The sequence below is a fragment of the Staphylococcus coagulans genome (assembly GCF_022557135.1).
Taxonomy (GTDB): domain Bacteria; phylum Bacillota; class Bacilli; order Staphylococcales; family Staphylococcaceae; genus Staphylococcus; species Staphylococcus coagulans.
Genome location: NZ_CP092966.1, coordinates 966,185 through 990,508, shown reverse-complemented (window position 1 = coordinate 990,508; position 24,324 = coordinate 966,185). Strand labels below are relative to the sequence as shown.

The following is a 24,324-nucleotide window of genomic DNA, read 5'->3' as shown; positions in this document are numbered from 1 at the left end:
GATACTATTTCAATTTAATCGTTTTTACTGCTTACGTTTTAAGTCAGAAATAAATTGTAATGTTTTTTTGCTTTCTTTTCTTCTTTCTTTACGACGTTTTACCCGTACTTCAGCTGTTTCATGGAACCATTTCTCAGCTTCTGTTTCAGGATAGACGTCAGGTACTTTTGTAGGTTTGCCATCCTCATCCAAAGCAACAAAAGTTAAAAAACTTAATGCCGCTAGCTCTTGCTTATTGTTATGAATATCTTCAATCATAATTTGAACACAAATCTCCATTGAAGAACTCCCTGCATAAGATACCATAGCGATATAAGTCATGATATCACCATTTTTAATCGGTTTTAAAAAGTCGACAGAATCCGTTGAAGCAGTTACAACAGTATTATTTGCATGCTTCATCGCACAAATTGCAGCAATTTCATCGATATTGGCCATCATTGTACCGCCAAACAGTGTGCCTAGATGATTGGTATCTGTTGGAAATACTTGTCTAGATTTATATACTTTTGAATCTTGCATTGCTCTTTTTTCAACATTTGTCATTTTCTAAACCTCTTTTTATATCAATTTGCCCAGTTTCCATCTTTAAAAACTAACTCTTCAGATCCATCTGATTTAACTCCATAAATATACAAATCACGGCTACCAATCATAAAGTCGACATGCTTAAGCGAATCATTTAAGCCATGTGCTTTTAATTCTTCGCTCGTCATCTCTGTGCCTCCTCTTAGGTTAAAAGCATAAGCTGCACCTAATGCGATATGGCAAGAGGCATTTTCATCAAATAATGTATTATAAAAAATAGTATTACGATTAGATATCGGTGAATCATCAGGAACTAAAGCCACTTCACCTAAGCGACGAGCGCCATCATCTGTATTTAATAAAGCGTCAAGCACTTCTTGACCTTCTGCTGCTTCAAAATCAACGACGCGACCTTCTTCAAATGTCAGTTTGAAGCCGTCAATAATTGTACCATTATAACTTAAAGGCAATTTATTCGAAACAGTGCCATTCACGCGTCGGCAGTCAGGTGCTGTAAAGACTTCTTCAGTTGGAATATTAGCGATAAATGCTTGTCCATCAGGTGTATAGCTCGTTGCATCTTCCCAAATATGACCTTTCGCCAAGCCAACGACTAAATCTGTACCTTCAGAGATAAAATGAAGTGCATCATAGGCTTTATCATTAAGGTAATCGGCTTTCTCTTTTAATAATTGTGTATGTTGCTCCCAATTGGCGATTGGATCATTTCCATCGATTCTGACGATATTCAATATGTCATCTAAAAACTTCGTAAAAGCAGCTTGTGGCTCTAAATCTGGATAAACACGCTGCGCCCATGCTTCTGATGGATAACAAGCCACAACCCAAGGAAATGCATTTTTTTGTGATTCCACCATATACGGTTTAAAAGCACGACTTTGATTTAATTGAGCGGCTTTAAGTTTATTCGTATCTATGCCATTCAACAAATTAGGATCTTCGGTAATCAGTGCTAAGTTACTTGCACCACGATTCGCATAATCCATACGTTCTTCTACATCATAGGCCTTCACATCTTTTTCAAAAAATGAAGCGGGTTCATATTCATATGCATAACGTTTCAGTTGTGGGTCGGCGTATTTCACTCTGACGTCAGAAGCACCTGCAAGATAAGCTTCTTCTACGATACGTCTCGTAAAATCTACAGCCTCAACTGTCGTTCTTATAAACACAGGTTGTCCTTTCTGAACGTTCATTCCAACGTTGACGAGTAATCTTGCGTATTGCTGTAATCTTTCTTCAATTGTCATTAAAATCCCCCCAATTGTCTATTTTCTTAAATCACCCAATGCCTCTGTAATACCGGACATTTCACGAGGTGTAAAATCCTTTTTTGTTGATACAAAAGCATAAATATCTTCTATTTCTTCGCGATGGGATTCGCTGTAGTTATCTGGATCAATCAAACCTGGATTTACTAAGTTTAATCGATTGCGTATTTCTATAATCATTTCTTCAATTGTCTTTGACATGATTACCATCCTTTCGTCTACAATATTTTATCAAAGTGACGAATATTTGAAAAATTTTTAACAGAATTACTTTCGTATTGTTTTAAAAACAGCTAAAATGGGCATATAGATTAGGACACGGAGGTTATCTACATGACAACAGTTGCTTTTGTATGTTTAGGCAATATTTGTCGATCTCCAATGGCTGAAGCAATTATGCGTCAACGCCTTAAAGATCGCAATATTGACAACATTGAAGTATACTCAAGAGGAACGGGCAAATGGAATTTAGGAGAGCCCCCTCATGAGGGTACTCAAAAAATTTTAAAAGCGCACGACATCCCATTTGATGGTATGATTAGTGAATTATTTACAGCACAAGATGATTTTGACTACATTATTGCAATGGATCAAAGCAATGTAGATAATATTAAAAAAATTAATCCTCATCTTAAAGGGAAGTTATTTAAATTATTAGAGTTTAGTGATATGACAGAAACAGATGTACCTGATCCATATTACACAAATAATTTTGAAGGCGTCTATGAGATGATACAATCTTCTTGTGATCATTTAATAGACTATATTATTCAGGATACGCGAAAGGAGTAACAACATTATGCAAAACAAATTATTACCGGGGATTTTAATTGGCGCTACAATTGGTGGAGCGATTGCATTGATCGACAAAAACACACGTCGTTCACTTAAATCATCAGTTCATCAAATTAAAACAGGTGAACGTTCAAGCGAGCCATCTAAATTTGCAGAATTGAAAGATGAGTTCTTCTATTGGAAAGATACAATTGATGAAATTCGTCGTAACAATCCAGAATTAGAACGTTCATTGCGTCAAGCTAAAGATACATTCGTTGAACGTAAAAACAATAAACAAATCGGTTTATAAGTAAAAACTTTTAAACAATAAGCGGGGATAAGCGCACAACAGATTCACGTCAACTTCAACACCGCATGCCAACGCTATGAACGTGTGAGCTACAATAACCAGATTAATAGAAATTTAAATGAAGTTTGAATTTCACGCATTTGTTGATGGACTATAGTTGCTCACCCGCTCTATGCCGTAAAACATGTACAGTTCGTTGGCGTTACGCTCTTATCACGGGCAATTTCAATGCATTCTTTTAGAATGTACTCAGAGATTGCCTTTTTTAATATCAAAAGAAGGAGCTTCGATATGTCAAAAAACGAAGAAAAATCAAAAAGCCTTGTAGATGAGGTGAAAAGCAAGTTCTCAAATGACCATCATTCTAAAAATGAAGGGCAGCATCCTAATCGTAAAGGCGATGCAAAAGGTGAAATTGAAGAAGACCGTATTTATGTTAAGCCTCAACAGTTTCAATCTAAAGAAGCATCTAAAGACAACCAAACCTTCTTTGTCTCAAGAATAAACAAACCAGTAAAATATACTGACCGCCCTAATTTTGTTAGTTATTTGATTTATCGTATAGGAAAAGATGATGCCTCTGGTCTCGCTGCACAGTTGGCTTATTACTTCATGCTTTCATTGTTCCCAATGCTTATCTTTATTTTATCTTTAGTTCCAATGTTCAATATCGATAGACAAGCAATTATTGATCAAATTAAAGATAAAGCGCCTGCCGATACAGCCTCCATCATTACGAGTATCATAAATGATGTCATGGGCAATGCCAGTGGTGGATTGCTCTCAGTCGGTTTAATTTTGGCTTTGTGGACAGCTTCGAACGGTATCACTGCGTTAATGAATTCATTTAACGTCGCATATGATGTTGAAGATAGTCGTAATTTTATCGTATCAAAAGCATTAGCAGTATTTTTCACTTTACTCGTTGGAATTACTCTACCTGTCACACTCGTTCTATTTACTTTTGGTCAACAAATCGGGAACTTGTTATTTGGGCCACTCGGTTTAGACGAGCAAGTACGTTGGGTATTTAGTCTTATTCGTACAGCGTTGCCTGTTTTAGTCATATTTATCGTATTTGTAATTTTATATACCGTTGCACCTAATGTGAAAATCAAACTAAAATCCGTACTACCTGGCGCGTTATTTTCAACAGTTGCATGGATTTTAGGTACACTTGCTTTTGGTTTTTACGTTTCAAACTTTGGTAACTATTCTAAAACTTATGGTAGTATCGGTGGTGTCATTGTTTTAATGCTTTGGTTATACATCACTGGATTCATTTTAATTATTGGTGCTGAAGTAAATGCGATAATGCACCAGCGTAAAGTAATTAAAGGAAAAACACCTGAAGAAGAAACGTATGATGAACTTGAGGCCAATAAGGACGATGATTTAGCGACTGCGTACAATAACTATGGGACACAGTCGGATAAATTTGAACAACATCAAAATCAAGATGTAAAATCATCAATAGATTCAGAATCTAAAAAAGTTGAACATTCCCATACGGGACGTTCAAAGCATATTAAAACAACTGACGATAAATAAGACTGAATTTGAAACACATTGGAGGCGCTTAGGGTGACATTATTAGATCAAATTTTAAAATACAATAAAGACTTTGTGGCAAGCAAAGCTTATGAACAATATAGTACAAGTAAAACACCATCTAAAAAGGCTGTATTGCTGACTTGTATGGATACACGATTACAAGATTTATCAACAAAAGCACTTGGTTTTACAAACGGTGATTTAAAAGTCGTTAAAAATGCTGGTGCTACAATTAGTCATCCTTATGGTTCAACGATGCGTAGTTTACTTGTTGGTATTTATGCACTGGGTGCTGAAGAAATTATTATTATGGGGCATAAAGATTGTGGTATGGGGAATATTGATGTCGACGCTGTTATGAAAACGATGGAACAACGGGGTGTCGATCAAAAGACGTTTGATATATTAGAGCACTCTGGCATTGATGTTCCTAACTTTTTAAAAGGCTTTGATGACGTTTATGAAAATGTTGAAAAGAATATACAAATGATTTATTCTCACCCCCTATTTGACAAGAAGGTACCTGTTCATGGATTAGTCATTGATCCGCACACTGGTGCGTTAGATCTTGTCCATGATGGTTACGGAAAAAATTCAATCTAATGTTTTTAAACAAGCGGGACAGAAGTCAAAACGATTTCTGTCCCGCTTTCTATATTATTCAATTAATCCATGTTGAAAAGCATAAATCACTGCTTGCGTGCGATCTTGTACTTCTAATTTACTTAAAATATTACTCACGTGCGTTTTCACTGTTTTAATCGTAATATGAGAAGCGCTTGCGATTTCTTGGTTTGAATATCCTTTTGATATCAATAATAGTATTTCCATTTCACGCTCAGTCAATAACTCATATAATTCCGCTCTTTGTTTCATACGATTTCGCATTTTCACAAGTACTTCTGCTTCAAATACAGACTCGCCTTGACTCGTTTTTCGTATCGCTTCCGCAATATCACTTGCACTTGTCGTTTTAAGAATATAACTATCGACACCTGCATCTAGGGCACGATAGACTTCTTTATCCTCAATATAACTTGTGAGCATGACCACTTTAATGTGTGGTAAATCTTTTTTGATTTGTGTTGTCGCTTCAACACCATCCATGTCTGTCATCACAAGATCCATTAAAATTAAATCCGGGTGAAGTTCATGTGCTTTTTGAATAGCCTCATTCCCTGAAGCTCCTTCCCCTACAACTTCAATATCCGGTTGCGTGGATAAATAGCTAGATATTCCAATTCTAACCATTTCATGATCATCTACAAATAACACTTTAATTGTCATTATGTACCTCCTTATCAAGTGGTGCCTTTACTTCTATTCTCGTCCCAGCGTCTGGCAATGAAACGATATGAAATGTTGCCCCGATTTCTATTGCACGTTCACGCATATTTTTAAGTCCATAGCTTTGCTCTAATTTGTCATCTACATTAAAACCGATACCGTCATCTTGAATACGCAGTAATAAATAGTCTTCACGATTGAGCAATTCGACAGTAACTTGTTTTCCTTTAGCATGACGCAATGTATTAGAGATTGCTTCTTGAGTGATTCGAAATAAGTGGTCTTCTATCCCTTTAGGCACTTCAAATTCGTCAATTTCTTGTACAACTTTCATTGGAACTTTTCTTTGTAGATCTGTAACTAATGATTTAATACCTTCACCTAACGAGCGGTCTTTAAGTCCTATCGGTCTCAAATGTAACAATAACGCCCGCATCTCCAACTGAGAATCTTGAACCATTTTTTCTAAAGTTGGAATTTGCTGATCTAGTGGTGGGATTAAATCCGTTTCTTTGATTGCGGATAACATCATACTTGCCGCAAAGAGTTGTTGGGACACACTATCATGTAATTCCCTAGCCAGCCGTTGTCGTTCATCTTCAATAATTTTTTTTACTTTCAAATCGTTCATATTATAAGATTCATTCGTTAAATTTTGAGTTTTAATACGCATTTTATGAAGTTCTTGATTTAAAGGGACAAGGGCCTGATACAGTTCAATCGTCTCATTATATAATTCGATATGTTGGTCATTTATACCTACTGTTTCCCCTTCAAATGCACGTTCAATTTGTTGCTTCAACCAATCATTTTGTTGATTGATTTTATAGGCAAGTACGCTACCCACAATAATACAGAGAAAGATAACAATTAAATTTAAAAAGATAAATACGGGAATCCCAAAAATCTGGGTATAAAACATACCTTGAAAATAAATGATATTAGTAAAAACCTTATCAATAAAGAAAAAAGCAGTAAACATACTGTAGACTAAAATCAACATTGAGCCTATGGCACGAACGTAATGGTTCATCGATAAACCACCTCAACATCACCTATAAATGTTGAGACGAAAATATTAACGGTATAATTTTCAACTTTATGTTGTGAGGTTAACTGAATGTTGTCATTTTCGATTTTACATTGTTGACGGTCGAGCGTCACTTTACCATAAAATGCAGAAACATTTAATTTTACATTATAATTTAAAGGTACAATGACTTGTACTTTACCTACAATATGACGAATGACAACATGGTTTTGCATCTTCAAATTGGCCGCTTTCGTCATGTCTATTACAATATCACCCATGCCATGTTGAATTTGCAAATCTTCCCATTTATACACATAAACTGGTGTTTTTTGGTCACCAAACCATTTTTGTTTAATAAAACTATGTTTTTCAGTCGTATCATCCGTAGATAATATTTCTAAAGGTTTACGTTTATAAATAATATAACGTACCGCTACGATGATAATAAAAATAAATAAAATAATCAGCGTGTATTTATTGGACAGTAATGTAAATAAAATCATTAACGTCCCAATCCAAAAACAGAGTAATCCACGCACTTTATGAAAATAAATATAACCGACATACATTAAAATACTACCAAGTAATAACACGAATAAAAAGCCGATTTTTTCAAAAAAGATATAGTAAAAATTGGCTATAATCATAAGAGCAGTAAATATAATGAGCAACTCGGTCGAAATATATTTTTGTGTCATATTTCCACCTTTCTAGTATGCACGTAACAATAATTGAAGTAAATCGCATTCCCTCTTTACGTAATTTTTATCTTCATTCAACTGTTGGTAAAATGCTTCTAATTGCGCATACTCTTTTTCAATTTCGTTCAAATCATCTTTAATTGTATTAATATCAACGCCATAAATATTTTTTGCACAATGAATATGATGTTGATCCATCAGATCGATATATTTATTTTCTAATTCAATTGTTCTTCTGTCAATCATCAACTGTAACTGTACTTTTTTATGTTGCATATAATACAAAGCTTGGTCGATATCATGTATTTTCAAATCTAAGTGGTTTAAATATTGATTGAATACTTGATGATAAAGTTCATAAAAAAATCTTTCAAAATAGGCTCTTAATAGTTGTACCATAATCAAATCACCTCATATGTTACCCCTATTATAAAATGGTCCTGCGCCTTAAGGAATAGGCTACAGAACCATTTCTATTTAAGACTTAAGTCTCAATCTATTCAGCATCGATGCTTTTTGTTGTTAATACTGGTCCATCTTTTGTGACAATCACCGTATGTTCAATTTGCGCAACAAAACTTTTATCTTTAGTTTCAAATGCCCATTCATTTTTACCTTCTGTAACATAAGTTGCATTTGAAGAAATAAAAGGTTCGACTGCAAGTACCATACCTTCTTTGAGTAACGTTTTTTCTTGAGGATCAAAATAGTTTAAAACATGTGCAGGTGCTTCATGTAAAGATTCACCTACACCATGACCTGTTAAGTTTTTAATAACTTTCAAATCATTTTTACGCGCTGTCGCATGAACAGCTTTCCCGATTTGACTCAACTTTGCGCCTGGTTTCACTTTTTTCATGGCAGCATCAAACGCTTCTTGAGCGACTTCACATACTTTATGTTTAATTTCTTGATCTGTCTCGCCTACGACAAATGAAATACCTGTGTCTGCATAATAACCATTTTTCAGTGCAGATACATCAATATTCACAAGATCTCCTTCGCGAATCACACGTTTGCTTGGAATTCCATGTGCGACTTCTTCATTCACGCTAATACAAGTTTGGCCAGGAAAATTTTCATCATGAATCGGTGCAGAAATCGCACCTGAAGCTTCAAACATATCTTTCGCAATATTATCTAGCTCTTTTGTTGTAATGCCTGGTTTTGTTGCTGCTTTCATAGTATCTCTAATATTTGCGCAGATTGCACCAATTTCTTTTAAAGCTTGTAATTCTTCATCAGTTTTTACTATCATTTTTATCCCGTTCCTTTTAAAAATTTATACAGTCCTTATTATAACAAAAAATTTTTGATATACTAATAATGAACTATGGAACAGGAGATTTTGAATTATGAAGGATAAATGGTACAAAAATTTAGTAGGTGCCCGCACACTTAAAACCGGCTTAGCCACTTTTTTAACTGCATTGTTTTGCTTATCACTGAATCTTAACCCCATTTTCGCTATTTTATCAGCAGTTGTGACAATAGAACCCACCGTTAAGGCTTCCATTCGAAAAGGCTATAAGAGGCTTCCAGCCACAGTAATGGGCGCATTTATCGCTGTCGTCTGTACTTATTTTTTGGGCGATGATTCCGCATTTACATATGGATTAACTGCGACACTTACCATTTTATTATGTATCAGATTTAATTTACATGTGGGAATTACCGTTGCCACTTTAACCGCATTAGCGATGATTCCAGATATTCACGACAATTATACATTCAACTTTTTTTCTCGCTTACTTACTGCAATTATAGGCTTAGTCACGGCTGGATTGGTCAACTTTGTGATTATGCCTCCCAAATATTACAATCAAATTGATGCCTTAATAGAAAAATCTGAAAGAGAAATATATCATTTATTTGATGAACGGATGAAGGAACTTATGTTAGGTTTATTTCAATCCGATAAAAGTGATAAAGCAGTCGAAGCACTTCATGTGTTAAACACCCGTATTGAAGAACTTTTAGGTTATCAACGTGATGAGTTGAAATATCATAAAGAAAAAAATCACTCTGAAGAATGGTTGCGTCTTCGTAAATTAACCAACCGGGCACATGAAAATCGACTAATGATTACCCATTTATCCAACATCATCTATTTACCAAAAGATGCGATGATGTTATTTAGTCATGATGAAAAAATCGCTATTATTTCAATTTCTCAACGCATTGATCAAATTTTCAAATGCGGAACGTTTATGCCAGAAAGAAAGGCGGCTACAACACTTAAAAATTCAGTTAAAAGTTTAAATGACTTTGATCAAAACCAAGTTAAAAGTCATACCATTTATGAGATATTGTTGATATATCGTCTTCTTCTTTTGAGATACAGGGTAAAATAACTAAGACAACAAACGTTAGATAGTCTAACAATAAAAGCGTGAGATAGTAGAACTCAGAAAGTTCTTATCCCACGCTTTTATTGTTTATCAAACTTATTTTTGTTTTCGTGTACGGTCAATTAATACTTGTTTAGCTTGTTCTTCTTCAGCATTATCAATATGAAGGGGTTCAAAAGGAATACCTTTTCGTTCTGCAGCAGCTTTCAATAAATAGTCCGTCATTTCATGGTTCTTTGGTAAAATTGGACCATGTAAATAAGTTCCTAACAAATTTTTATAATGTAGACCTTCTTTTTTGTCTGTATCATTATTACCATAACCATAGGTCACAGTCCCTAGCGCATCATATTGATGATACGTCCGTCCACCATGATTTTCAAAACCTACAATCGTACCAAAAGTCTCACTTTCGATTACAATGTCCCCTGTCAATCGCTCTTGATTCGCCTCTGTATAAAAATCAAGAATGTGTAAACCTTCGAGTACTTCACCGCTTGGTGTAATATATTTTTCTCCTAAAAATTGATATCCACCACAAACTGTCAATCCTGGCATTCCATCTTCAATGGCTGTCTTCAACTCTGTTTTTATTTTACGCAATGACTCAGTCGCTAAGCTTTGTTCTCGGTCACTGCCACCTCCGATAAAAAACAGGTCCGCTTTTGATAAATCAATATCACTTGTATCGTTGATATCTACGACATGAAGTTGAATATTTCTTTGTTTTGCTCGATATTTGAGCGCCATAATATTACCAATATCACTATATAAATTTAATTTATCTGGCATAAAATGATAAACCGTTAACTCATGCATTAGGCTCATCCTCCTCAAACGAGCGATTTAATTGTTCAAGCATTGGTGCTAAAGACGTGTAGTTTGGAATCGCAACTGTAAAACTATCATAATTCATAGTCATTGCTGTAGCTTTATAGATATCTTTTTCAAGAATAATTGGAACATTTACTTCCGCGATTTTTAAGCGTAATTGTAATTCTTCCGCTCTTGCCCCTGTCACAATAATCGCTTCTATTTCTTGCTCGCTTAACTTTTCAAAATCGGCGTCATAAATCCATGATGTATCTTTACCATCTGCCGCAAAATCATTTAAGCTGATTACATATACTTTAGATTCATTTAATTTCTCTCCCATCGCAATGGAAGCATTCATACCAGCAGGGTTTTTAGCTAAATTAATGAGCGCTTTTTTTGTACCTCTTTCGAAATACTGCATTCGACCATTATCAGACGTATATGTTTCAAAACCTTTTTTAATAGCTTCATTATCTAAACCAAGCTCTTTTAAAACTGTATAGGCCGCTAACGCATTATACGCGTTAAAATCCCCAGCTATTTTCATATCAAATGTCGCATCATTGACATTCATTTTAATAAAAGGATCAATTGTAAATGATTTCACTTCGTATTTTGGGGTTTGGCGATTGAAACCGCATCGACATGTATAATGACCTAACTGATTATAATGAATATGGGAATAGTTTAAAAGCGCCCCACAATTCGGACAGTAACGACTTTCATTCATCGTAGACTGTTCAAACGTATACGCATGTGCTTTCATACCGTAATAAGTGACGTGATCACTCGCAATTTTCAAGCGACTGACGAACGGGTCATCTGCATTTAATAACAGATGAATACCTTTACCTTGAATCGCTGAAATAATACCGTTCACCATAATGTCAATTTCTCCAAAACGATCCATTTGATCTCTGAAAAAATTAGTAAAAACCATTTTCGTTGGCGTCATTTCCTTTAAAACACGAGGTATTGAACCTTCGTCAATCTCTATAATTGCAATTTTTGTTTGATTTGAAGATTGAACAATGAAAGCTGAAGTGATGCCAGCTGCCATGTTTGCTCCTTCATTATTGTGAATAATTTCAATGTTATTCGCTCTTAATGTATGACCGATTAAATTAGAGGTCGTCGTTTTACCATTTGTGCCACTCACAAATACAACTTCATCAACACGACCTGCTAATTTACGTAAAATATCTTTATCAATTTTTCTCGCAACTTGACCTGGCAAATCTGTCCCTTTTCGGCCTGTTGCACGACTTGCTTTTCTGGCAAGTTTTGCCATATGAATTGCTGTCCATTGTCTCATAGCACTTTCTCCTCCAATTTACTTAAAACATTATACCATGACGCGCGATTTTACAAAATAAATTAAACGATGAAGATTAACGCCCCTATTTTTAGGATATATTTATAGTCAGCCAGTCGAATTGCATTTTTGCATCAATGGGTTAAAAAAGGTAAAATGTCTGTGGGGCACAATCTTACAATGGGGTGACTTTTATGTTAAATCAAAAATTACTAGATGCTTTAAATCAACAAATGAATCATGAATATTTTGCAGCTCATGCGTATATGGCTATGGCTGCATATTGTGACTATCATTCTTATGAGGGCTTTGCAAATTTCTATATAGAACAAGCTAAAGAAGAACGTTTTCACGGTCAAAAAATTTATGATTACATCAATGATCGTGGTGAAAAAGCTGTATTCAGTGACTTGAATGCACCTAAAGTTGACTTTAATTCTATACTTGAAACGTTTGAAGATGGACTCAAACAAGAACAACATGTCACAAAACATTTTTATGAACTCTCTGAAATCGCACGTGAAGAAAAAGATTATGCCACAATTTCATTTTTAAACTGGTTCTTAGATGAACAAGTTGAAGAAGAAGCGATGTTTGAAACGCATATCGATTATTTAAAACGTATTGGCGATGATGCAAATACCCTTTACCTATACGAAAAAGAATTAGCTTCACGTCGATTTAACGACCAAGCATAATTGAAATAAGAATCAGTTATATTCAGCAAAGTCGGTTGCTGTTAAACAACGATTTATATTTTTATCATGCGAAACTTTTAAAATTAAATGAGACATCCATCTCTACGCTATTGTTTTGATGGATGTCTTATTTATATTCATCATGCAATCTATCATTATGAAAATTATTTTTATGATTTCTTAGATTATGTTAATATTTATATATCTTTTTTAACGGAGTTGAATGACATGGCGAGTAATGCCTTTGTAGCACTCGATTTTGAAACTGCCAATTATAAAAGAACAAGCATTTGTTCAGTGGGTATGGTCAAAGTGATTGATAATCAGCTGACTGAAACATTTTACACATTAGTCAATCCGAAAGATTACTTCTCACCGCAAAATATTAGAATACATGGTATTCATCAAAGCGATGTACAAGATGCACCTGATTTTGCGTATGTGTATCCTTATATGTTGCAATTTATAGATAATTTACCTGTTGTCGCGCACAATGCTGCATTTGATATGTCTGTATTGCATGCTAGCATTCAAGCTGCAAATATGCAAACGCCTCCAATGACTTACTTTTGTTCTTATCAATTATCAAAACGTACTGTTACTTCCAAAAGACACGGTCTTAAACATATGATGTCACATTTTAAATTGGATTTTCATGGTCACCATGACGCTTTAAATGATGCTAAAGCATGTGCCATGATTACTTATCGCCTTTTAAAACACTATCCAAGTTTAGAAAATGTGCTTCAAATTTACGGTAAGCAACTGACCGATAAAGATTCATTATAAATAATCATAAATGGTCATATTTCGAAAAAACGCATCTTGCAAACTACCGACTGTGACCCCGATTAATCGAATCGGCGTATCTGCTTCTTTAAGCTCATAATAAAGTTCGTAAGCCACTTGATAAATGTCTTCCGCTTCCCTGACCGGTGTATTTAAACTTCGCTGTTTGGAATAATTTTCAAAGCGGTCCGTCTTAATTTTCACTGTCACAGTTCGTCCCGCTTGATTCAATTTTTCCAGTCGCTCGGCAATTTTATCACACAGCATTTCAATTTTTTGTAATATCTCTTCGTCATCATTCGTATCGATTGAAAAAGTACGTTCTGCCCCCACACTTTTCCGAATCCGCTCTGATTTAACACTTCTCTGATCACGCCCCCGTACACGCTCATAAAGATGTTGGCCTTTCTTTCCAAAAAGTTGCACAAGCTCTCTTTCTGATTTTTGATATAAATCTTTTCCAGTAAAAATGTCATGTTGTTGCATCTTCGCTTTTGATGCCTTCCCTACACCTGGAAAATCACCGATATCTAACCCCATTAAAATATCATGTACATTGTCATAATCAATGACTGTGAGTCCATTGGGTTTATTCATCCCACTGGCTAATTTGGCAAGAAACTTATTATATGAGACACCTGCGCTTGAAGTCAGCTTCGTTTTCTCATAAATGTCTCGCCGTATAAATTGAGCGATACGAGATGCAGGAAGGTCGGGTCGTACTAAATCAGTAATGTCTAAAAAAGCCTCATCTAAAGACAAAGGTTCCACTTGATCTGTATAACTTTTAAATATATCCATAATTTGTTGAGAAACTTCTCGATACACTTCATATCTCGGCGTAACATAATAACCGTCCGGGCATAACTGGTGGGCTCTCGCCATAGGCATGGCTGAATGTACACCAAAAGCTCTAGCTTCATAAGATGCTGTAGAAACCACACCCCGACCACTTGCCTTTCCACCCACAATAACAGGCTTTCCTCGTAATTTCGGATGATCACGTACTTCCACTTGTGCAAAAAAGAAATCCATATCAATATGAATAATACGACGCTCGCCCATATAACACCCTCCTCTCATCCATCGCTTTCCTTCACATACTTTAATTTAAACGGATAGGTTGGTTTTGTTCTATCAATTTGACTGGCTCTTTAAATCTAACTCGTGAAAATCGCGCTCTATTTACTTAGACAAATATGATTATAGCTACATCAAAACATTTAATATTGAAAAACAAATTAAAACCAATCGCCCAATTACCAAAAATAATTATGCTATAAGTTGCTAAAAAATACTATAATAAGAGAGATTAGCAACTATACAGCCTACCTAACAAAGGAGATGAAAACCTATGTTATTAACAGTCATCAATTTGATTTATATACTCGTTATAAAATTAATACACTTTGCGCTAAAAAATCATATTGGTGATCAACCCAACCTATGGATTGGTTTTAGAACGCCTACGACATTAAAATCGAAAGAAATTTGGCTATTTGCTCAGCGCCAATTTTTAAAGGATTTTCTCAAGATCAATATAATTTCACTCATTATCGGCATCGGTTGGTTGATTTATGATTTGCTTCACTTTATTCAAGAAACATCAATCATCATACAAGCTTTTGTCATTATCTTCATCACTTTTATCATCGTTATCACCACAGAGATTAAAGTACGAAAATTTGCTAAGACACAGCAAAAATAAATACCTAATTAGCTTCGGAATTCCCGTGGATAATGATGTTAGACCCATTGACTTTATAACTCATTTCATAATAAAAATCGACTACACTTTAATGAACGGTGCACTGTGACATGCCGTTCGTTTTAGTGTGGTCGATTGTTGATCTTCACATGTGCATTTATCATTGAAGATTTTAATCATTCATTTTATTTGTATAGTGCGTTGGCTTCTGTTGATATAATATTAATCCGTCTTCTGTCATTTCAAAATACTGTGCTTTTTTATCTTTCAACGCGATAAAAACAAGGTAAAAAGAAATTAAACAATAACCCATGTAAATCGCAAAAACAAATATAACAGATGTATAAGGCAGGTTGATGAAAATAACAAATAACAATAAACAAATTAAAACGGATGGCAGTAACATTACCGTTAAAAACGTAATTCGGTTAAAGAAATACTCAGGCAAAAATGTTAAAAGTACACCGTTTTTCAGTTGATAGGAACGTGATTGCTCATTTGAAATCATCTTCAAAAGTAATGTTTTCATCCCCTCATGAAAACAAACGATAACCAAAAAACCTAAAATACCGATAATTATATTTGTAAAAAAGCGTTGTTCTTGAATTGTAGTGACAATCATCGCCCATTTATAACTCAATACAATAAAAGCTAACACAACTATAACCTGAAGCAATAAGAAGCGCTTCATCACTTGCCTATTATGAAAAAGGTCAATTCTATACATGCATTCACCCTCTTATGATGTATCTGTTATCTCTATTATAACTTACAATTGTATACAGTTGTAGCGACTAAAGCCCTATTTTCTTTCTAAAAGTGCCACAGTTTCAACATGTGTTGTATGAGGAAACATATCTACTGGCGTTATCTCTTTTAATTCATATTGATCGGTGAGACTTTCGATATCTCTTAACTGCGTACTTGGATTACAAGAGACATATACAATGCGTTGAGGTGCAAGTTGATTCAAAGTCTGAATAAATGTTTCGTCACAGCCTTTACGAGGGGGATCAACGGTAACAACATCGGGTTGAATACCTTCTTTCTGCCACTTCAAGATAACATCTTCAGCAGCACCCGCAACAAATGTCGTATTAGAAATATGATTTTTTTGTGCGTTTCGTTGCGCATCTTCAATCGCTTCAGGTACCACCTCTACCCCATACACATGTTTCGCATGCGGCGCCATAAATAAGCCAATTGTCCCTATGCCACAATATGCATCTAGCACCGTTTCACGACCTGTTAACTTAGCATATTCGAGTGCTTTCGCGTATAACTTTTGTGTTTGTGTGACATTAATTTGATAGAATGACAAATCTCCAATTTCAAAAGTAAGCTGTTCCAATTGATCTTCAATGATTTCTTGACCATAGATTGTACGAGATGTTTTTCCCATAATCACGTTGGATCGATCATGTTGAAAGTTCAACTTGATACTTTTTATATTTTTAAATTTTTGTGTTAATGCCGCTACAATTTCATCTTGATATGGAAGTTTCGTCCCATTTATCACAAAGATAACCATAATCTCTTGTGTATAATAGCCTTTTCTAACAACTAAATGACGGACTAAGCCTTTATGTTGTTGTTCATCATAAGGCGCGATGTGATATTTTTTCAATAAATCCTTCACCATATTCATCATTTCATTTTGGTCATCATATTGAATGAGACACTGTTCCATATCAATAATTTGATGACTGCGTTGACGATAAAATCCCATTTCGACTTCATTATGACGCCCTGTACCTACAGGAATTTGTGACTTATTACGATAATGCCAAGGGTGCTCCATTCCAACTGTAGGATGAATAGGCACATGTGTCATCTTCCCTTTGTGATGGAAAAGATTAATCACTTGTTTTCTTTTCATCTCCAACTGCGCTTCATAAGAAAGGTGTTGTAATTGACACCCACCACATTGTTGATAATAGACACAAGGCGGTTCGACACGGTCTTGACTTGGTGATTGAACTTCTATTAACTTCCCTATCGCAAAATTCTTTTTAACTTTAATAACTTTATATTTTATTTTCTCATCGACTAAAGTTTGTGGAATAAATATCGGATAACGTTCCTTTTTAACTACACCATGTCCTTCATGTGTGAGATCCACAACTTCCCCTTCATAAACTTCATTTTTTTTGACTAAACCCATGTTATTCAACTCACTTTTTCGAATTAGAAGTCCTTTTAACCAAAGATAAAGGAGTGGAATCAAATCTAACACTAGATTTAAAATTCCACCCCACGTTGATGTGTTGCTTCATCAAGATAGTATAACACGATACGATGGTGACACTTCATCCAATTTATTCAGACTGCGTCGGTTCGTCAATCAGTAATTCATTGCGATCTTGCCCTGGCGAAAAGACCTCGATATGACGAACTAAGTTTAAAAAGTTCGCAGGTAACTGACCCCCGTACTCACCATCTACATTTAATGGCATATCGCTGAACGAAGAAATATTAATCGACTGTGCCTTATGGTAGTGTACTTTTGGATGTTTAATATGTTCCCCTCTAGAAGCCAAAGTCATAATATGACCGAGTTCAGCTAAATTTGCTTTTTCCACAATTAATAAAGTAAATTTACCGTCATCTAATTTGGCATCCGGCACTAGTTTTTCAAATCCTGCCATTGAATTCGTTAATCCAAGTAGGAACAACATAATTTCACCCTCAAAAACATGTGAATCATATTCAATTCGGACATCAACCGCATGCATCTGTGGCAACATTTCAAATCCTTTAATGTAATATGCAAATGGGCCAACTATTGATTTTAACTTGCTAGGTGCCTCGTACGAAACCTCTGTGATTTTTCCGCCACCCGCTAAATTAATAAAATAGCGACTATTCATTTTTCCAATATCGACTTGAACTGTTTTGCCTTCCAAAATGACATCAACCGCTTCAAATATATCTGTAGGTAAATGGAGCGCTCTTCCAAAGTCATTAACTGTTCCCATAGGAATCAATCCAAGCTTAGGACGTTGTGGCTTTTCGGCAATACCATTCACGACTTCATTTAATGTCCCGTCACCACCTGCAACAACTAACAAATCATAATGCGCATCTATAGCTCGCGCAGCTTCTTCCGTTGCATCGCCTACCCTTTGTGTGGCATAGGCACTTGTTTCATAACCAGCCTGTTCCATTTTAACAAGCACGTCAGGCAAAGCTCGTTTAAACATTTCTTTTCCTGATGTAGGATTATAAATTATTCTCGCGCGTTTTCTCATTTCTATCCCTCAATTTTTCAGTACTCACAACTTATATTATAGTAAACATTGTTGTATTGAAAGCTAAAAACGTCTAAATTTAATCAAATTTATTCAAAGTAGCGACTGCTCCTCTATTGTTCCCATCACAAATAGACATTTAAGGTTGACGTTAAAGGCTTTTGATGCTGTAAATCTAACTATTTCTATGCACTTAAAACATTTGGTATATTATCAACCTTTATTTCAAGATTAATTATTTGAAACTAGTTTATAGTTATGATTTTATTTGATTAAATATAATTAATCATGTATTTTTTGTGTATAAACATTATTTAAGAATTTCTGCAATGAAATGAATATCGGAGGTAACTTAGTGAAAAAGGCGAAGGAAAATTTGGATATTTATATGAGAAGCTTACCTTTTTTAGGACTGATAATTAGCTGTTTCTCACTTATATTGTTTTTCTTTATTTTGAAAGCCGATGGAGATTTTTTTGTCATTTTTGCTTATTGTTTAGTACCATTTCTTGTTAATACATCTGTGTATGGGGTATATATGCTTTTTAAAAAGAATCTATAATCTAACGATCGGTTTTTAAAAAGTAGATAGGACATTTATGATTTTAAGACTAAATTTTAGATAATACGTTTGTACTTGAGCAAGTCTTTTTTTAATAGAAAAAACGGGGCTGAGCGTGAAAACCCAGTCCCGTTTGTTATATTGAAATTAAACCCTTATTGCTTTTCTAATTCTTGTTTTAACAATTGGTTTGCTAATTGTGGATTAGCTTGTCCTTTAGATAATTTCATGATTTGACCTACTAAGAAGCCCATCGCTTTTCCTTTTCCGTTTTTAAAGTCTTCAACAGATTGTGGATTACTTGCAATTGCTTCTTGAACAAATTTAAGAATTTCACCTTCATCTGAAATTTGAACAAGCCCTTTATCTTTCATGATTTGCTTAGCATCCCCACCATTTTTAGCTAATTCAGGGAATACTTTTTTCGCAATCTTACTACTCATCGTAGCATCTTGAATCAATTTGATCATGCCTGCTAAGTTCGATGGTGTAAGTGCTGTATCTTGTAATTCAATTTGGTTTTTATTTAAATATTCATTAACCCCGCCCATTAACCAGTTTGAAATGAGCTTCACTTCTGCACCTTCAGCCACTGCTTCTTCAAAGAAGTCAGACATTTCTTTTGTTAATGTTAAAACGTGTGCATCGTATTCAGGTAAACCATATTCTTTCACATATTTATCTTTACGTGCATCTGGAAGTTCAGGGATTGAGGCACGAACACGCGCTTTCCAGTCTTCATCAATGTACAATGGCACGATGTCTGGTTCTGGGAAATAACGATAATCATCTGATGCTTCTTTAACACGCATCAAAATTGTTTTACCTGTTGATTCCTCGAAACGACGTGTTTCTTGTAGAATTTCGCCACCATTTAAGAGTTCTTCTTCTTGGCGTTTAACTTCATATTCTAAACCTTTACGAACATTGTTAAATGAATTTAAATTTTTCAATTCGGCTTTTGTACCAAATTTTTCTTGTCCGTAAGGTCGTAGAGAGATGTTCGCATCACAACGTAACGAACCCTCTTCCATTTTACAGTCAGATACACCTGTATATTGAATGATAGAACGTAATTTTTCTAAATAAGCATATGCTTCTTCTGGTGAACGAATATCAGGTTCTGAAACGATTTCAACAAGAGGTGTCCCTTGACGGTTTAGGTCAACAAGTGAGTAGCCGTTTTTATGTGTCGATTTCCCTGCATCTTCTTCCATATGCAATCTTGTAATACCAATACGTTTTGTTTTACCGTTCACTTCAATATCAATATAACCATTTTCTCCAATAGGTTGATCTAATTGAGAGATTTGATAGGCTTTTGGATTGTCTGGGTAAAAATAGTTTTTACGGTCAAACTTAGATTCTGTAGCAATTTCCATATTTAAGGCCATCGCTGCACGCATTGACCAATCCACTGCACGACGGTTAACCGTTGGTAAGACACCAGGATAACCTAAATCGATCACGGTTGTGTTTGTATTTGGCTCAGCACCGTATGCTACTGGTGCATTCGAAAACATTTTTGAGTCTGTTTTCAATTCAACATGGACTTCAAGTCCGATTATTGTTTCAAAATGCATTGATTGCCACTCCTTATAATTTTTGATATTGATCGTGTAAATTAAATTGCGTTTCGTATTGATGTGCCACACGGTAAACTGTTTTTTCATCAAATGGCTTACCAATGATTTGTAAACCGATAGGACGACCATTTTCTGCTAAACCACAAGGTATAGAGATACCAGGTAAACCTGCTAAGTTGACAGGCGTAGTTAACAAATCGTTCGCGTACATTGTTAATGGATCGTTGATTTCAGCTCCGATATCAAATGCGACAGTTGGTGTTGTCGGTCCTAAAATAACATCATAGTCTTCAAATACACTTTCAAAATCTTGTTTGATTAATGTACGGACTTTTTGTGCTTTTTTATAATAGGCATCATAATAGCCTGAACTTAATACATACGTACCTAATAAAATACGACGTTTTACTTCTTGACCGAAACCTTCACTTCTTGAAAGTTTGTATAATTCTTCTAATGTTTGTGCTTCTTTAGAGTGGTAACCGTAACGAATACCATCAAAACGTGCTAAGTTAGATGATGCTTCCGCTGAGGCAATCACATAGTAAGAAGGGATACCATAAGATGTTCTAGGTAATGATACTTCTTCAACAATTGCACCTAAAGATTTAAACGTTTCTGCCGCTTTCAATACCGCTTCTTTGACTTCTGGGTCGACACCTTCGCCAATATATTCTTTAGGTAAACCTATTTTCATTCCTTTAATATCTTGCCCAATTTCTGATGTGAAATCAGTTGATCCATCTGGAGCACTTGTTGAATCCATTTCGTCTTCACCAACAATGGCTTCTAAAACAAGCGCATTATCTTTCACATTTCTTGTAATTGGACCGATTTGGTCTAACGATGAGGCAAATGCGACAAGGCCGTAACGAGAAACACGACCATAAGTAGGCTTCAAACCAACAACACCACAGTAGGCTGCAGGTTGACGGATAGAACCTCCTGTGTCAGTACCTAATGTGAATGGCACCAAACCAGCTGCGACTGCTGCTGCTGAACCTCCTGAAGAGCCACCAGGTACAGCTTTATGATCGAATGGGTTAACAGTTTTTTTGAAGTAAGACGTTTCTGTAGATCCACCCATAGCAAACTCATCTAAGTTGACTTTACCGATTAACACACCATTTTCATGATGCAACTTTTTCATCACTGTAGACTCATAAATCGGTACAAAACCTTCTAACATTTTACTTGCACAAGTTGTCTCAAGACCTTCTGTGATAATATTGTCTTTGATACCCATTGGAATACCAAACAATTTACCATTGATTTCGCCTTTCGCTTGTAATTCATCTAATTCTTCGGCTTTTTTAATTGCATTTTCTTTATCTAACGCTAAAAATGATTGGATTGTAGGATCAGTTTCTTCGATTGCTTGATAAATATCTTTCACAATTTCTGAAGGCTTAATTTGGTTCTCCTTGATCATCTTTTGCAGATTTTCAATAGACTCATAACGGATGCTCATATTTATGCGTCCTCCCCATTCATAACTGCCGGTACTTTAAATTGTCCAGCCTCAACTTCTTTTGCATTACTCAATACTTTTTCTTGTGGCAACCCTTGTCCTGCCACGTCTTCACGTAAAACATTTTGTAGATCTAATACATGATGCGTTGGTTTCACTTCTTCTGTATCGACAGCATCAATTTGATGACAAAAATTTAAAATACCTTCTAATGTTTGCTGCATATCACTTGTTTCTTCTTCAGTCACATTTAAACGCGCAAGATTAGCAATATGTGCAACCTGGTCTTTGGTAATTTCAGCCATGATGATATAGCCTCCTTAAAAATACTCTTTTATCTATAAATTGTACCAAATTCTAAGCTAAAAATCTAAAATATTTCAAAGTTCATTAAAGCATTTACTGGCCTTTAATTTGATTTTTTTATCTAAGCTATCCCTCTTTAGCTTTGGTCGGTCAAAATTCAAATGTTTTAATTAGTCGATTCCAAGTCGTCCGCTAAAACTGTTTTATAATGAATAATACAATCGATTCATAATCACCAACTGTTCCCAACATGTTTCGAAATTGTTTTTATCTTAAAAAGCGAAATACTGCTGTTCATTCATTTTTTATTCTGTATAATAAACCATATGTCACTTAAATCAAAAGGGGAGGATTCATATGTTTTTAGTTGGTTCTACTTTATCTAGCCAAGTCAATCCAGACTGGCAAACATACATCATGATTATCATCTATTTTGCCATCTTACTTGGCATTGGCTACTACGGATACAAACAAGCAACAAGCAACTTAAGTGAATACATGTTAGGTGGCAGAAATATTGGACCGTGGGTCACAGCATTATCTGCTGGTGCATCCGACATGAGTGGTTGGATGATTATGGGGTTGCCGGGAGAAGTGTACTCAACAGGTTTGTCCGCGTTGTGGCTTGCCATCGGTTTAACTTTAGGTGCTTATATTAACTATTTAGTCGTTGCACCAAGATTACGTGTACACACTGAAATAGCGGGCGATGCGATTACATTGCCAGACTTTTTTAAAAACCGATTAAACGATCAATCCAATTTAATTAAAATTATTTCTGGTTTAATTATTGTTGTTTTCTTTACACTTTATACGCATGCTGGACTTGTTTCAGGAGGAAAGTTATTCGATAGTGCATTTGGCTTAAATTATCATACTGGCCTCGTGCTTATCGCTGTCATTGTCATTCTCTATACTTTCTTTGGTGGTTATCTTGCTGTTTCAATTACAGATTTCTTCCAAGGGGTCATCATGTTAGTGGCAATGGTCATGGTGCCAATTGTCGTCTTACTTAAACTTAACGGATTAGATACTTTTCATTCCATCGCAGAGATGAAACCGACAAACCTCGATTTATTCCGTGGTACAACTTTGATTGGTATTATTTCATTCTTTGCTTGGGGACTAGGTTACTTCGGTCAACCTCATATTCTCGTTCGTTTCATGTCCATCCGTTCGATTAAATTATTCCGTTTCACACGCCGTATCGGTATTAGCTGGATGGCTGTCGGTTTATTAGGTGCCGTATTTGTTGGTTTATTAGGAATCGCATTTGTACCGGCTCAAGGTGTCACAATTAAAGACCCTGAAACTTTGTTCATATTGATGAGCCAAGTCCTCTTCCATCCATTGGTAGGCGGATTCTTGTTAGCCGCTATTTTAGCAGCCATTATGAGTACAATTTCATCACAATTACTCGTTACATCTAGTTCGTTAACAGAGGATTTCTACAAGCTCATTCGTCAGGACAAAGCAGATACAGAAAAGCATGAAAAAGAATTTGTTTTAGTCGGTCGAATCTCAGTAATCATTGTAGCATTAGCTGCTATTGCAATTGCATGGACACCAAATGATACGATTTTAAATTTAGTAGGAAATGCGTGGGCAGGTTTTGGTGCTGCATTTGGTCCTTTAATGATTTTATCTCTTTATTGGAAAGGATTGTCTCGAACAGGCGCAATCAGTGGTATGATTGCTGGTGCACTCACAGTGATATTATGGATTGTCTTTGCACATCCTTATGGAAAGTTCAATGACTTCTTTAATTTATATGAGATCGTTCCAGGTTTTCTAGCAAGTTTAATTGTTACAATACTCGTCTCAAAAGTTACGAAAAAACCAGGTGATTTTGTTGAACAAGACTTAAACGAAGTCAAACGTCAACTTCAAGAAGCGAAAGCACATCAATAACGCTTCATTGCCTCATACACACTATTCATTATATAAAGCATCTGGGAAATAAATCCCAATATAAAGAGGAAGCGCTAA

Annotated in this window: 26 protein-coding genes; 9 read left to right on the top strand and 17 right to left on the bottom strand. The window is 35.3% G+C overall.

The features are described 5' to 3' along the window. Positions 1-24 precede the first annotated feature (24 nt). The 3 genes from KM149_RS04545 to KM149_RS04535 are packed head-to-tail and all read right to left on the bottom strand — an operon-like array spanning position 25 to position 2,021. A complete protein-coding gene (locus KM149_RS04545; RefSeq protein WP_182280724.1) occupies positions 25-546 on the bottom strand; it encodes an acyl-CoA thioesterase in 522 nt (173 codons plus the stop codon). A gap of 20 nt (positions 547-566) precedes the next feature. Beyond that, positions 567-1,799, bottom strand: coding sequence for an aminopeptidase (locus KM149_RS04540; protein WP_214971713.1), 1,233 nt, complete (start codon positions 1,797-1,799; stop codon positions 567-569). Positions 1,800-1,817: 18 nt separating this feature from the next. Further along, a complete protein-coding gene (locus KM149_RS04535; protein WP_165546139.1) occupies positions 1,818-2,021 on the bottom strand; it encodes a DUF1128 family protein in 204 nt (67 codons plus the stop codon). A 132-nt stretch (positions 2,022-2,153) separates the two neighbouring features. Between KM149_RS04535 and KM149_RS04530 the strand changes: the two genes are divergently transcribed. The 4 genes from KM149_RS04530 to KM149_RS04515 all read left to right on the top strand — a co-directional run bounded on the left by KM149_RS04530 (position 2,154) and on the right by KM149_RS04515 (position 5,064). After that, complete coding sequence (locus KM149_RS04530; RefSeq protein WP_050345426.1) at positions 2,154-2,612, top strand: low molecular weight protein-tyrosine-phosphatase; 459 nt, start codon at positions 2,154-2,156, stop codon at positions 2,610-2,612. Positions 2,613-2,619: 7 nt separating this feature from the next. Beyond that, entirely contained in the window at positions 2,620-2,907 is a 288-nt protein-coding gene (locus KM149_RS04525; RefSeq protein ID WP_050345425.1) for a YtxH domain-containing protein, read from the top strand. A 291-nt stretch (positions 2,908-3,198) separates the two neighbouring features. Further along, positions 3,199-4,458, top strand: a complete 1,260-nt coding sequence (locus KM149_RS04520) for a YihY/virulence factor BrkB family protein (RefSeq protein ID WP_060829677.1) — start codon at positions 3,199-3,201, stop codon at positions 4,456-4,458. A gap of 33 nt (positions 4,459-4,491) precedes the next feature. After that, a complete protein-coding gene (locus KM149_RS04515) occupies positions 4,492-5,064 on the top strand; it encodes a beta-class carbonic anhydrase (protein WP_165546140.1) in 573 nt (190 codons plus the stop codon). Between the two features lie 54 nt (positions 5,065-5,118). Here KM149_RS04515 and vraR read toward each other — a convergent pair whose 3' ends face one another. The 5 genes from vraR to map form a co-directional block, all read right to left on the bottom strand. After that, the gene (gene vraR, locus KM149_RS04510) at positions 5,119-5,748 is read right to left on the bottom strand and encodes a response regulator transcription factor VraR (protein ID WP_050330550.1); all 630 of its coding nucleotides are present in this window, start codon (positions 5,746-5,748) and stop codon (positions 5,119-5,121) included. Beyond that, entirely contained in the window at positions 5,738-6,781 is a 1,044-nt protein-coding gene (gene vraS, locus KM149_RS04505) for a sensor histidine kinase VraS (RefSeq protein ID WP_165546141.1), read from the bottom strand. Before vraS ends, vraR begins: the two co-directional genes overlap by 11 nt. Further along, the gene (gene vraT, locus KM149_RS04500) at positions 6,778-7,479 is read right to left on the bottom strand and encodes a cell wall-active antibiotics response protein VraT (RefSeq protein WP_050345423.1); all 702 of its coding nucleotides are present in this window, start codon (positions 7,477-7,479) and stop codon (positions 6,778-6,780) included. The genes vraS and vraT overlap by 4 nt, the downstream gene beginning before the upstream one ends. A gap of 12 nt (positions 7,480-7,491) precedes the next feature. Next, positions 7,492-7,881, bottom strand: a complete 390-nt coding sequence (locus tag KM149_RS04495; protein WP_050345422.1) for a hypothetical protein — start codon at positions 7,879-7,881, stop codon at positions 7,492-7,494. Between the two features lie 97 nt (positions 7,882-7,978). Then, positions 7,979-8,740: a type I methionyl aminopeptidase gene (map, locus tag KM149_RS04490; RefSeq protein WP_050330546.1), complete on the bottom strand. Its 762-nt coding sequence runs from the start codon at positions 8,738-8,740 to the stop codon at positions 7,979-7,981. Positions 8,741-8,837: 97 nt separating this feature from the next. Between map and KM149_RS04485 the strand changes: the two genes are divergently transcribed. After that, positions 8,838-9,836 carry an FUSC family protein gene (locus tag KM149_RS04485; RefSeq protein WP_214971727.1) on the top strand — a complete coding sequence of 333 codons (999 nt, stop codon included), beginning with the start codon at positions 8,838-8,840 and terminating at the stop codon, positions 9,834-9,836. 93 nt (positions 9,837-9,929) lie between these two features. Here the strand turns inward: KM149_RS04485 and gatD are convergent, their stop codons facing one another. Both gatD and murT read right to left on the bottom strand, forming a co-directional pair. Further along, positions 9,930-10,652: a lipid II isoglutaminyl synthase subunit GatD gene (gene gatD, locus KM149_RS04480; protein WP_050345420.1), complete on the bottom strand. Its 723-nt coding sequence runs from the start codon at positions 10,650-10,652 to the stop codon at positions 9,930-9,932. Next, a complete protein-coding gene (gene murT, locus KM149_RS04475; RefSeq protein ID WP_182280730.1) occupies positions 10,645-11,964 on the bottom strand; it encodes a lipid II isoglutaminyl synthase subunit MurT in 1,320 nt (439 codons plus the stop codon). Before murT ends, gatD begins: the two co-directional genes overlap by 8 nt. Before the next feature lie 194 nt (positions 11,965-12,158). Here murT and KM149_RS04470 point away from each other — a divergent pair, with 194 nt between their 5' ends. Together KM149_RS04470 and KM149_RS04465 are read left to right on the top strand one after the other, a co-directional pair. After that, positions 12,159-12,662: a ferritin gene (locus tag KM149_RS04470; protein WP_016425518.1), complete on the top strand. Its 504-nt coding sequence runs from the start codon at positions 12,159-12,161 to the stop codon at positions 12,660-12,662. 228 nt (positions 12,663-12,890) lie between these two features. After that, positions 12,891-13,451: a 3'-5' exonuclease gene (locus KM149_RS04465; protein ID WP_214971730.1), complete on the top strand. Its 561-nt coding sequence runs from the start codon at positions 12,891-12,893 to the stop codon at positions 13,449-13,451. On the opposite strand, the gene dinB is transcribed toward KM149_RS04465, so the two are convergent. Further along, positions 13,446-14,516: a DNA polymerase IV gene (dinB, locus tag KM149_RS04460; protein ID WP_165546144.1), complete on the bottom strand. Its 1,071-nt coding sequence runs from the start codon at positions 14,514-14,516 to the stop codon at positions 13,446-13,448. The two genes, KM149_RS04465 and dinB, sit on opposite strands and share 6 nt — an antisense overlap. A 289-nt stretch (positions 14,517-14,805) precedes the next feature. Here dinB and KM149_RS04455 point away from each other — a divergent pair, with 289 nt between their 5' ends. Next, entirely contained in the window at positions 14,806-15,159 is a 354-nt protein-coding gene (locus KM149_RS04455) for an SdpI family protein (protein WP_165546145.1), read from the top strand. A 172-nt stretch (positions 15,160-15,331) separates the two neighbouring features. Here KM149_RS04455 and KM149_RS04450 read toward each other — a convergent pair whose 3' ends face one another. The 6 genes from KM149_RS04450 to gatC all read right to left on the bottom strand — a co-directional run bounded on the left by KM149_RS04450 (position 15,332) and on the right by gatC (position 22,334). Further along, a complete protein-coding gene (locus KM149_RS04450; protein WP_182280732.1) occupies positions 15,332-15,886 on the bottom strand; it encodes a metalloprotease family protein in 555 nt (184 codons plus the stop codon). Positions 15,887-15,961: 75 nt separating this feature from the next. After that, a complete protein-coding gene (gene rlmD / locus KM149_RS04445) occupies positions 15,962-17,323 on the bottom strand; it encodes a 23S rRNA (uracil(1939)-C(5))-methyltransferase RlmD (protein ID WP_182280733.1) in 1,362 nt (453 codons plus the stop codon). 154 nt (positions 17,324-17,477) lie between these two features. Further along, complete coding sequence (locus tag KM149_RS04440) at positions 17,478-18,410, bottom strand: diacylglycerol kinase (RefSeq protein WP_016425524.1); 933 nt, start codon at positions 18,408-18,410, stop codon at positions 17,478-17,480. Positions 18,411-19,127: 717 nt separating this feature from the next. Next, a complete protein-coding gene (gene gatB, locus KM149_RS04430) occupies positions 19,128-20,555 on the bottom strand; it encodes an Asp-tRNA(Asn)/Glu-tRNA(Gln) amidotransferase subunit GatB (protein ID WP_214971733.1) in 1,428 nt (475 codons plus the stop codon). Positions 20,556-20,568: 13 nt separating this feature from the next. Continuing rightward, the gene (gene gatA, locus KM149_RS04425) at positions 20,569-22,029 is read right to left on the bottom strand and encodes an Asp-tRNA(Asn)/Glu-tRNA(Gln) amidotransferase subunit GatA (RefSeq protein ID WP_016425527.1); all 1,461 of its coding nucleotides are present in this window, start codon (positions 22,027-22,029) and stop codon (positions 20,569-20,571) included. Between the two features lie 2 nt (positions 22,030-22,031). Further along, entirely contained in the window at positions 22,032-22,334 is a 303-nt protein-coding gene (gene gatC / locus KM149_RS04420; RefSeq protein WP_050345415.1) for an Asp-tRNA(Asn)/Glu-tRNA(Gln) amidotransferase subunit GatC, read from the bottom strand. Between the two features lie 358 nt (positions 22,335-22,692). Between gatC and putP the strand changes: the two genes are divergently transcribed. Beyond that, complete coding sequence (gene putP / locus KM149_RS04415) at positions 22,693-24,246, top strand: sodium/proline symporter PutP (RefSeq protein ID WP_060829670.1); 1,554 nt, start codon at positions 22,693-22,695, stop codon at positions 24,244-24,246. The last annotated feature ends 78 nt before the right edge of the window (positions 24,247-24,324 follow it).

Excerpts from the sequence above, each read along its gene's own strand:
- KM149_RS04545 (WP_182280724.1), bottom strand. The coding sequence starts at position 546 with ATGACAAATGTTGAAAAAAGAGCAATGCAAGATTCAAAAGTATATAAA.
- KM149_RS04540 (WP_214971713.1), bottom strand. The coding sequence starts at position 1,799 with ATGACAATTGAAGAAAGATTACAGCAATACGCAAGATTACTCGTCAAC.
- KM149_RS04535 (WP_165546139.1), bottom strand. The coding sequence starts at position 2,021 with ATGTCAAAGACAATTGAAGAAATGATTATAGAAATACGCAATCGATTA.
- KM149_RS04530 (WP_050345426.1), top strand. The coding sequence starts at position 2,154 with ATGACAACAGTTGCTTTTGTATGTTTAGGCAATATTTGTCGATCTCCA.
- KM149_RS04525 (WP_050345425.1), top strand. The coding sequence starts at position 2,620 with ATGCAAAACAAATTATTACCGGGGATTTTAATTGGCGCTACAATTGGT.
- KM149_RS04520 (WP_060829677.1), top strand. The coding sequence starts at position 3,199 with ATGTCAAAAAACGAAGAAAAATCAAAAAGCCTTGTAGATGAGGTGAAA.
- vraR (WP_050330550.1), bottom strand. The coding sequence starts at position 5,748 with ATGACAATTAAAGTGTTATTTGTAGATGATCATGAAATGGTTAGAATT.
- vraS (WP_165546141.1), bottom strand. The coding sequence starts at position 6,781 with ATGAACCATTACGTTCGTGCCATAGGCTCAATGTTGATTTTAGTCTAC.
- vraT (WP_050345423.1), bottom strand. The coding sequence starts at position 7,479 with ATGACACAAAAATATATTTCGACCGAGTTGCTCATTATATTTACTGCT.
- KM149_RS04495 (WP_050345422.1), bottom strand. The coding sequence starts at position 7,881 with ATGGTACAACTATTAAGAGCCTATTTTGAAAGATTTTTTTATGAACTT.
- map (WP_050330546.1), bottom strand. The coding sequence starts at position 8,740 with ATGATAGTAAAAACTGATGAAGAATTACAAGCTTTAAAAGAAATTGGT.
- KM149_RS04485 (WP_214971727.1), top strand. The coding sequence starts at position 8,838 with ATGAAGGATAAATGGTACAAAAATTTAGTAGGTGCCCGCACACTTAAA.
- gatD (WP_050345420.1), bottom strand. The coding sequence starts at position 10,652 with ATGCATGAGTTAACGGTTTATCATTTTATGCCAGATAAATTAAATTTA.
- murT (WP_182280730.1), bottom strand. The coding sequence starts at position 11,964 with ATGAGACAATGGACAGCAATTCATATGGCAAAACTTGCCAGAAAAGCA.
- KM149_RS04470 (WP_016425518.1), top strand. The coding sequence starts at position 12,159 with ATGTTAAATCAAAAATTACTAGATGCTTTAAATCAACAAATGAATCAT.
- KM149_RS04465 (WP_214971730.1), top strand. The coding sequence starts at position 12,891 with ATGGCGAGTAATGCCTTTGTAGCACTCGATTTTGAAACTGCCAATTAT.
- dinB (WP_165546144.1), bottom strand. The coding sequence starts at position 14,516 with ATGGGCGAGCGTCGTATTATTCATATTGATATGGATTTCTTTTTTGCA.
- KM149_RS04455 (WP_165546145.1), top strand. The coding sequence starts at position 14,806 with ATGTTATTAACAGTCATCAATTTGATTTATATACTCGTTATAAAATTA.
- KM149_RS04450 (WP_182280732.1), bottom strand. The coding sequence starts at position 15,886 with ATGTATAGAATTGACCTTTTTCATAATAGGCAAGTGATGAAGCGCTTC.
- rlmD (WP_182280733.1), bottom strand. The coding sequence starts at position 17,323 with ATGGGTTTAGTCAAAAAAAATGAAGTTTATGAAGGGGAAGTTGTGGAT.
- KM149_RS04440 (WP_016425524.1), bottom strand. The coding sequence starts at position 18,410 with ATGAGAAAACGCGCGAGAATAATTTATAATCCTACATCAGGAAAAGAA.
- gatB (WP_214971733.1), bottom strand. The coding sequence starts at position 20,555 with ATGCATTTTGAAACAATAATCGGACTTGAAGTCCATGTTGAATTGAAA.
- gatA (WP_016425527.1), bottom strand. The coding sequence starts at position 22,029 with ATGAGCATCCGTTATGAGTCTATTGAAAATCTGCAAAAGATGATCAAG.
- gatC (WP_050345415.1), bottom strand. The coding sequence starts at position 22,334 with ATGGCTGAAATTACCAAAGACCAGGTTGCACATATTGCTAATCTTGCG.
- putP (WP_060829670.1), top strand. The coding sequence starts at position 22,693 with ATGTTTTTAGTTGGTTCTACTTTATCTAGCCAAGTCAATCCAGACTGG.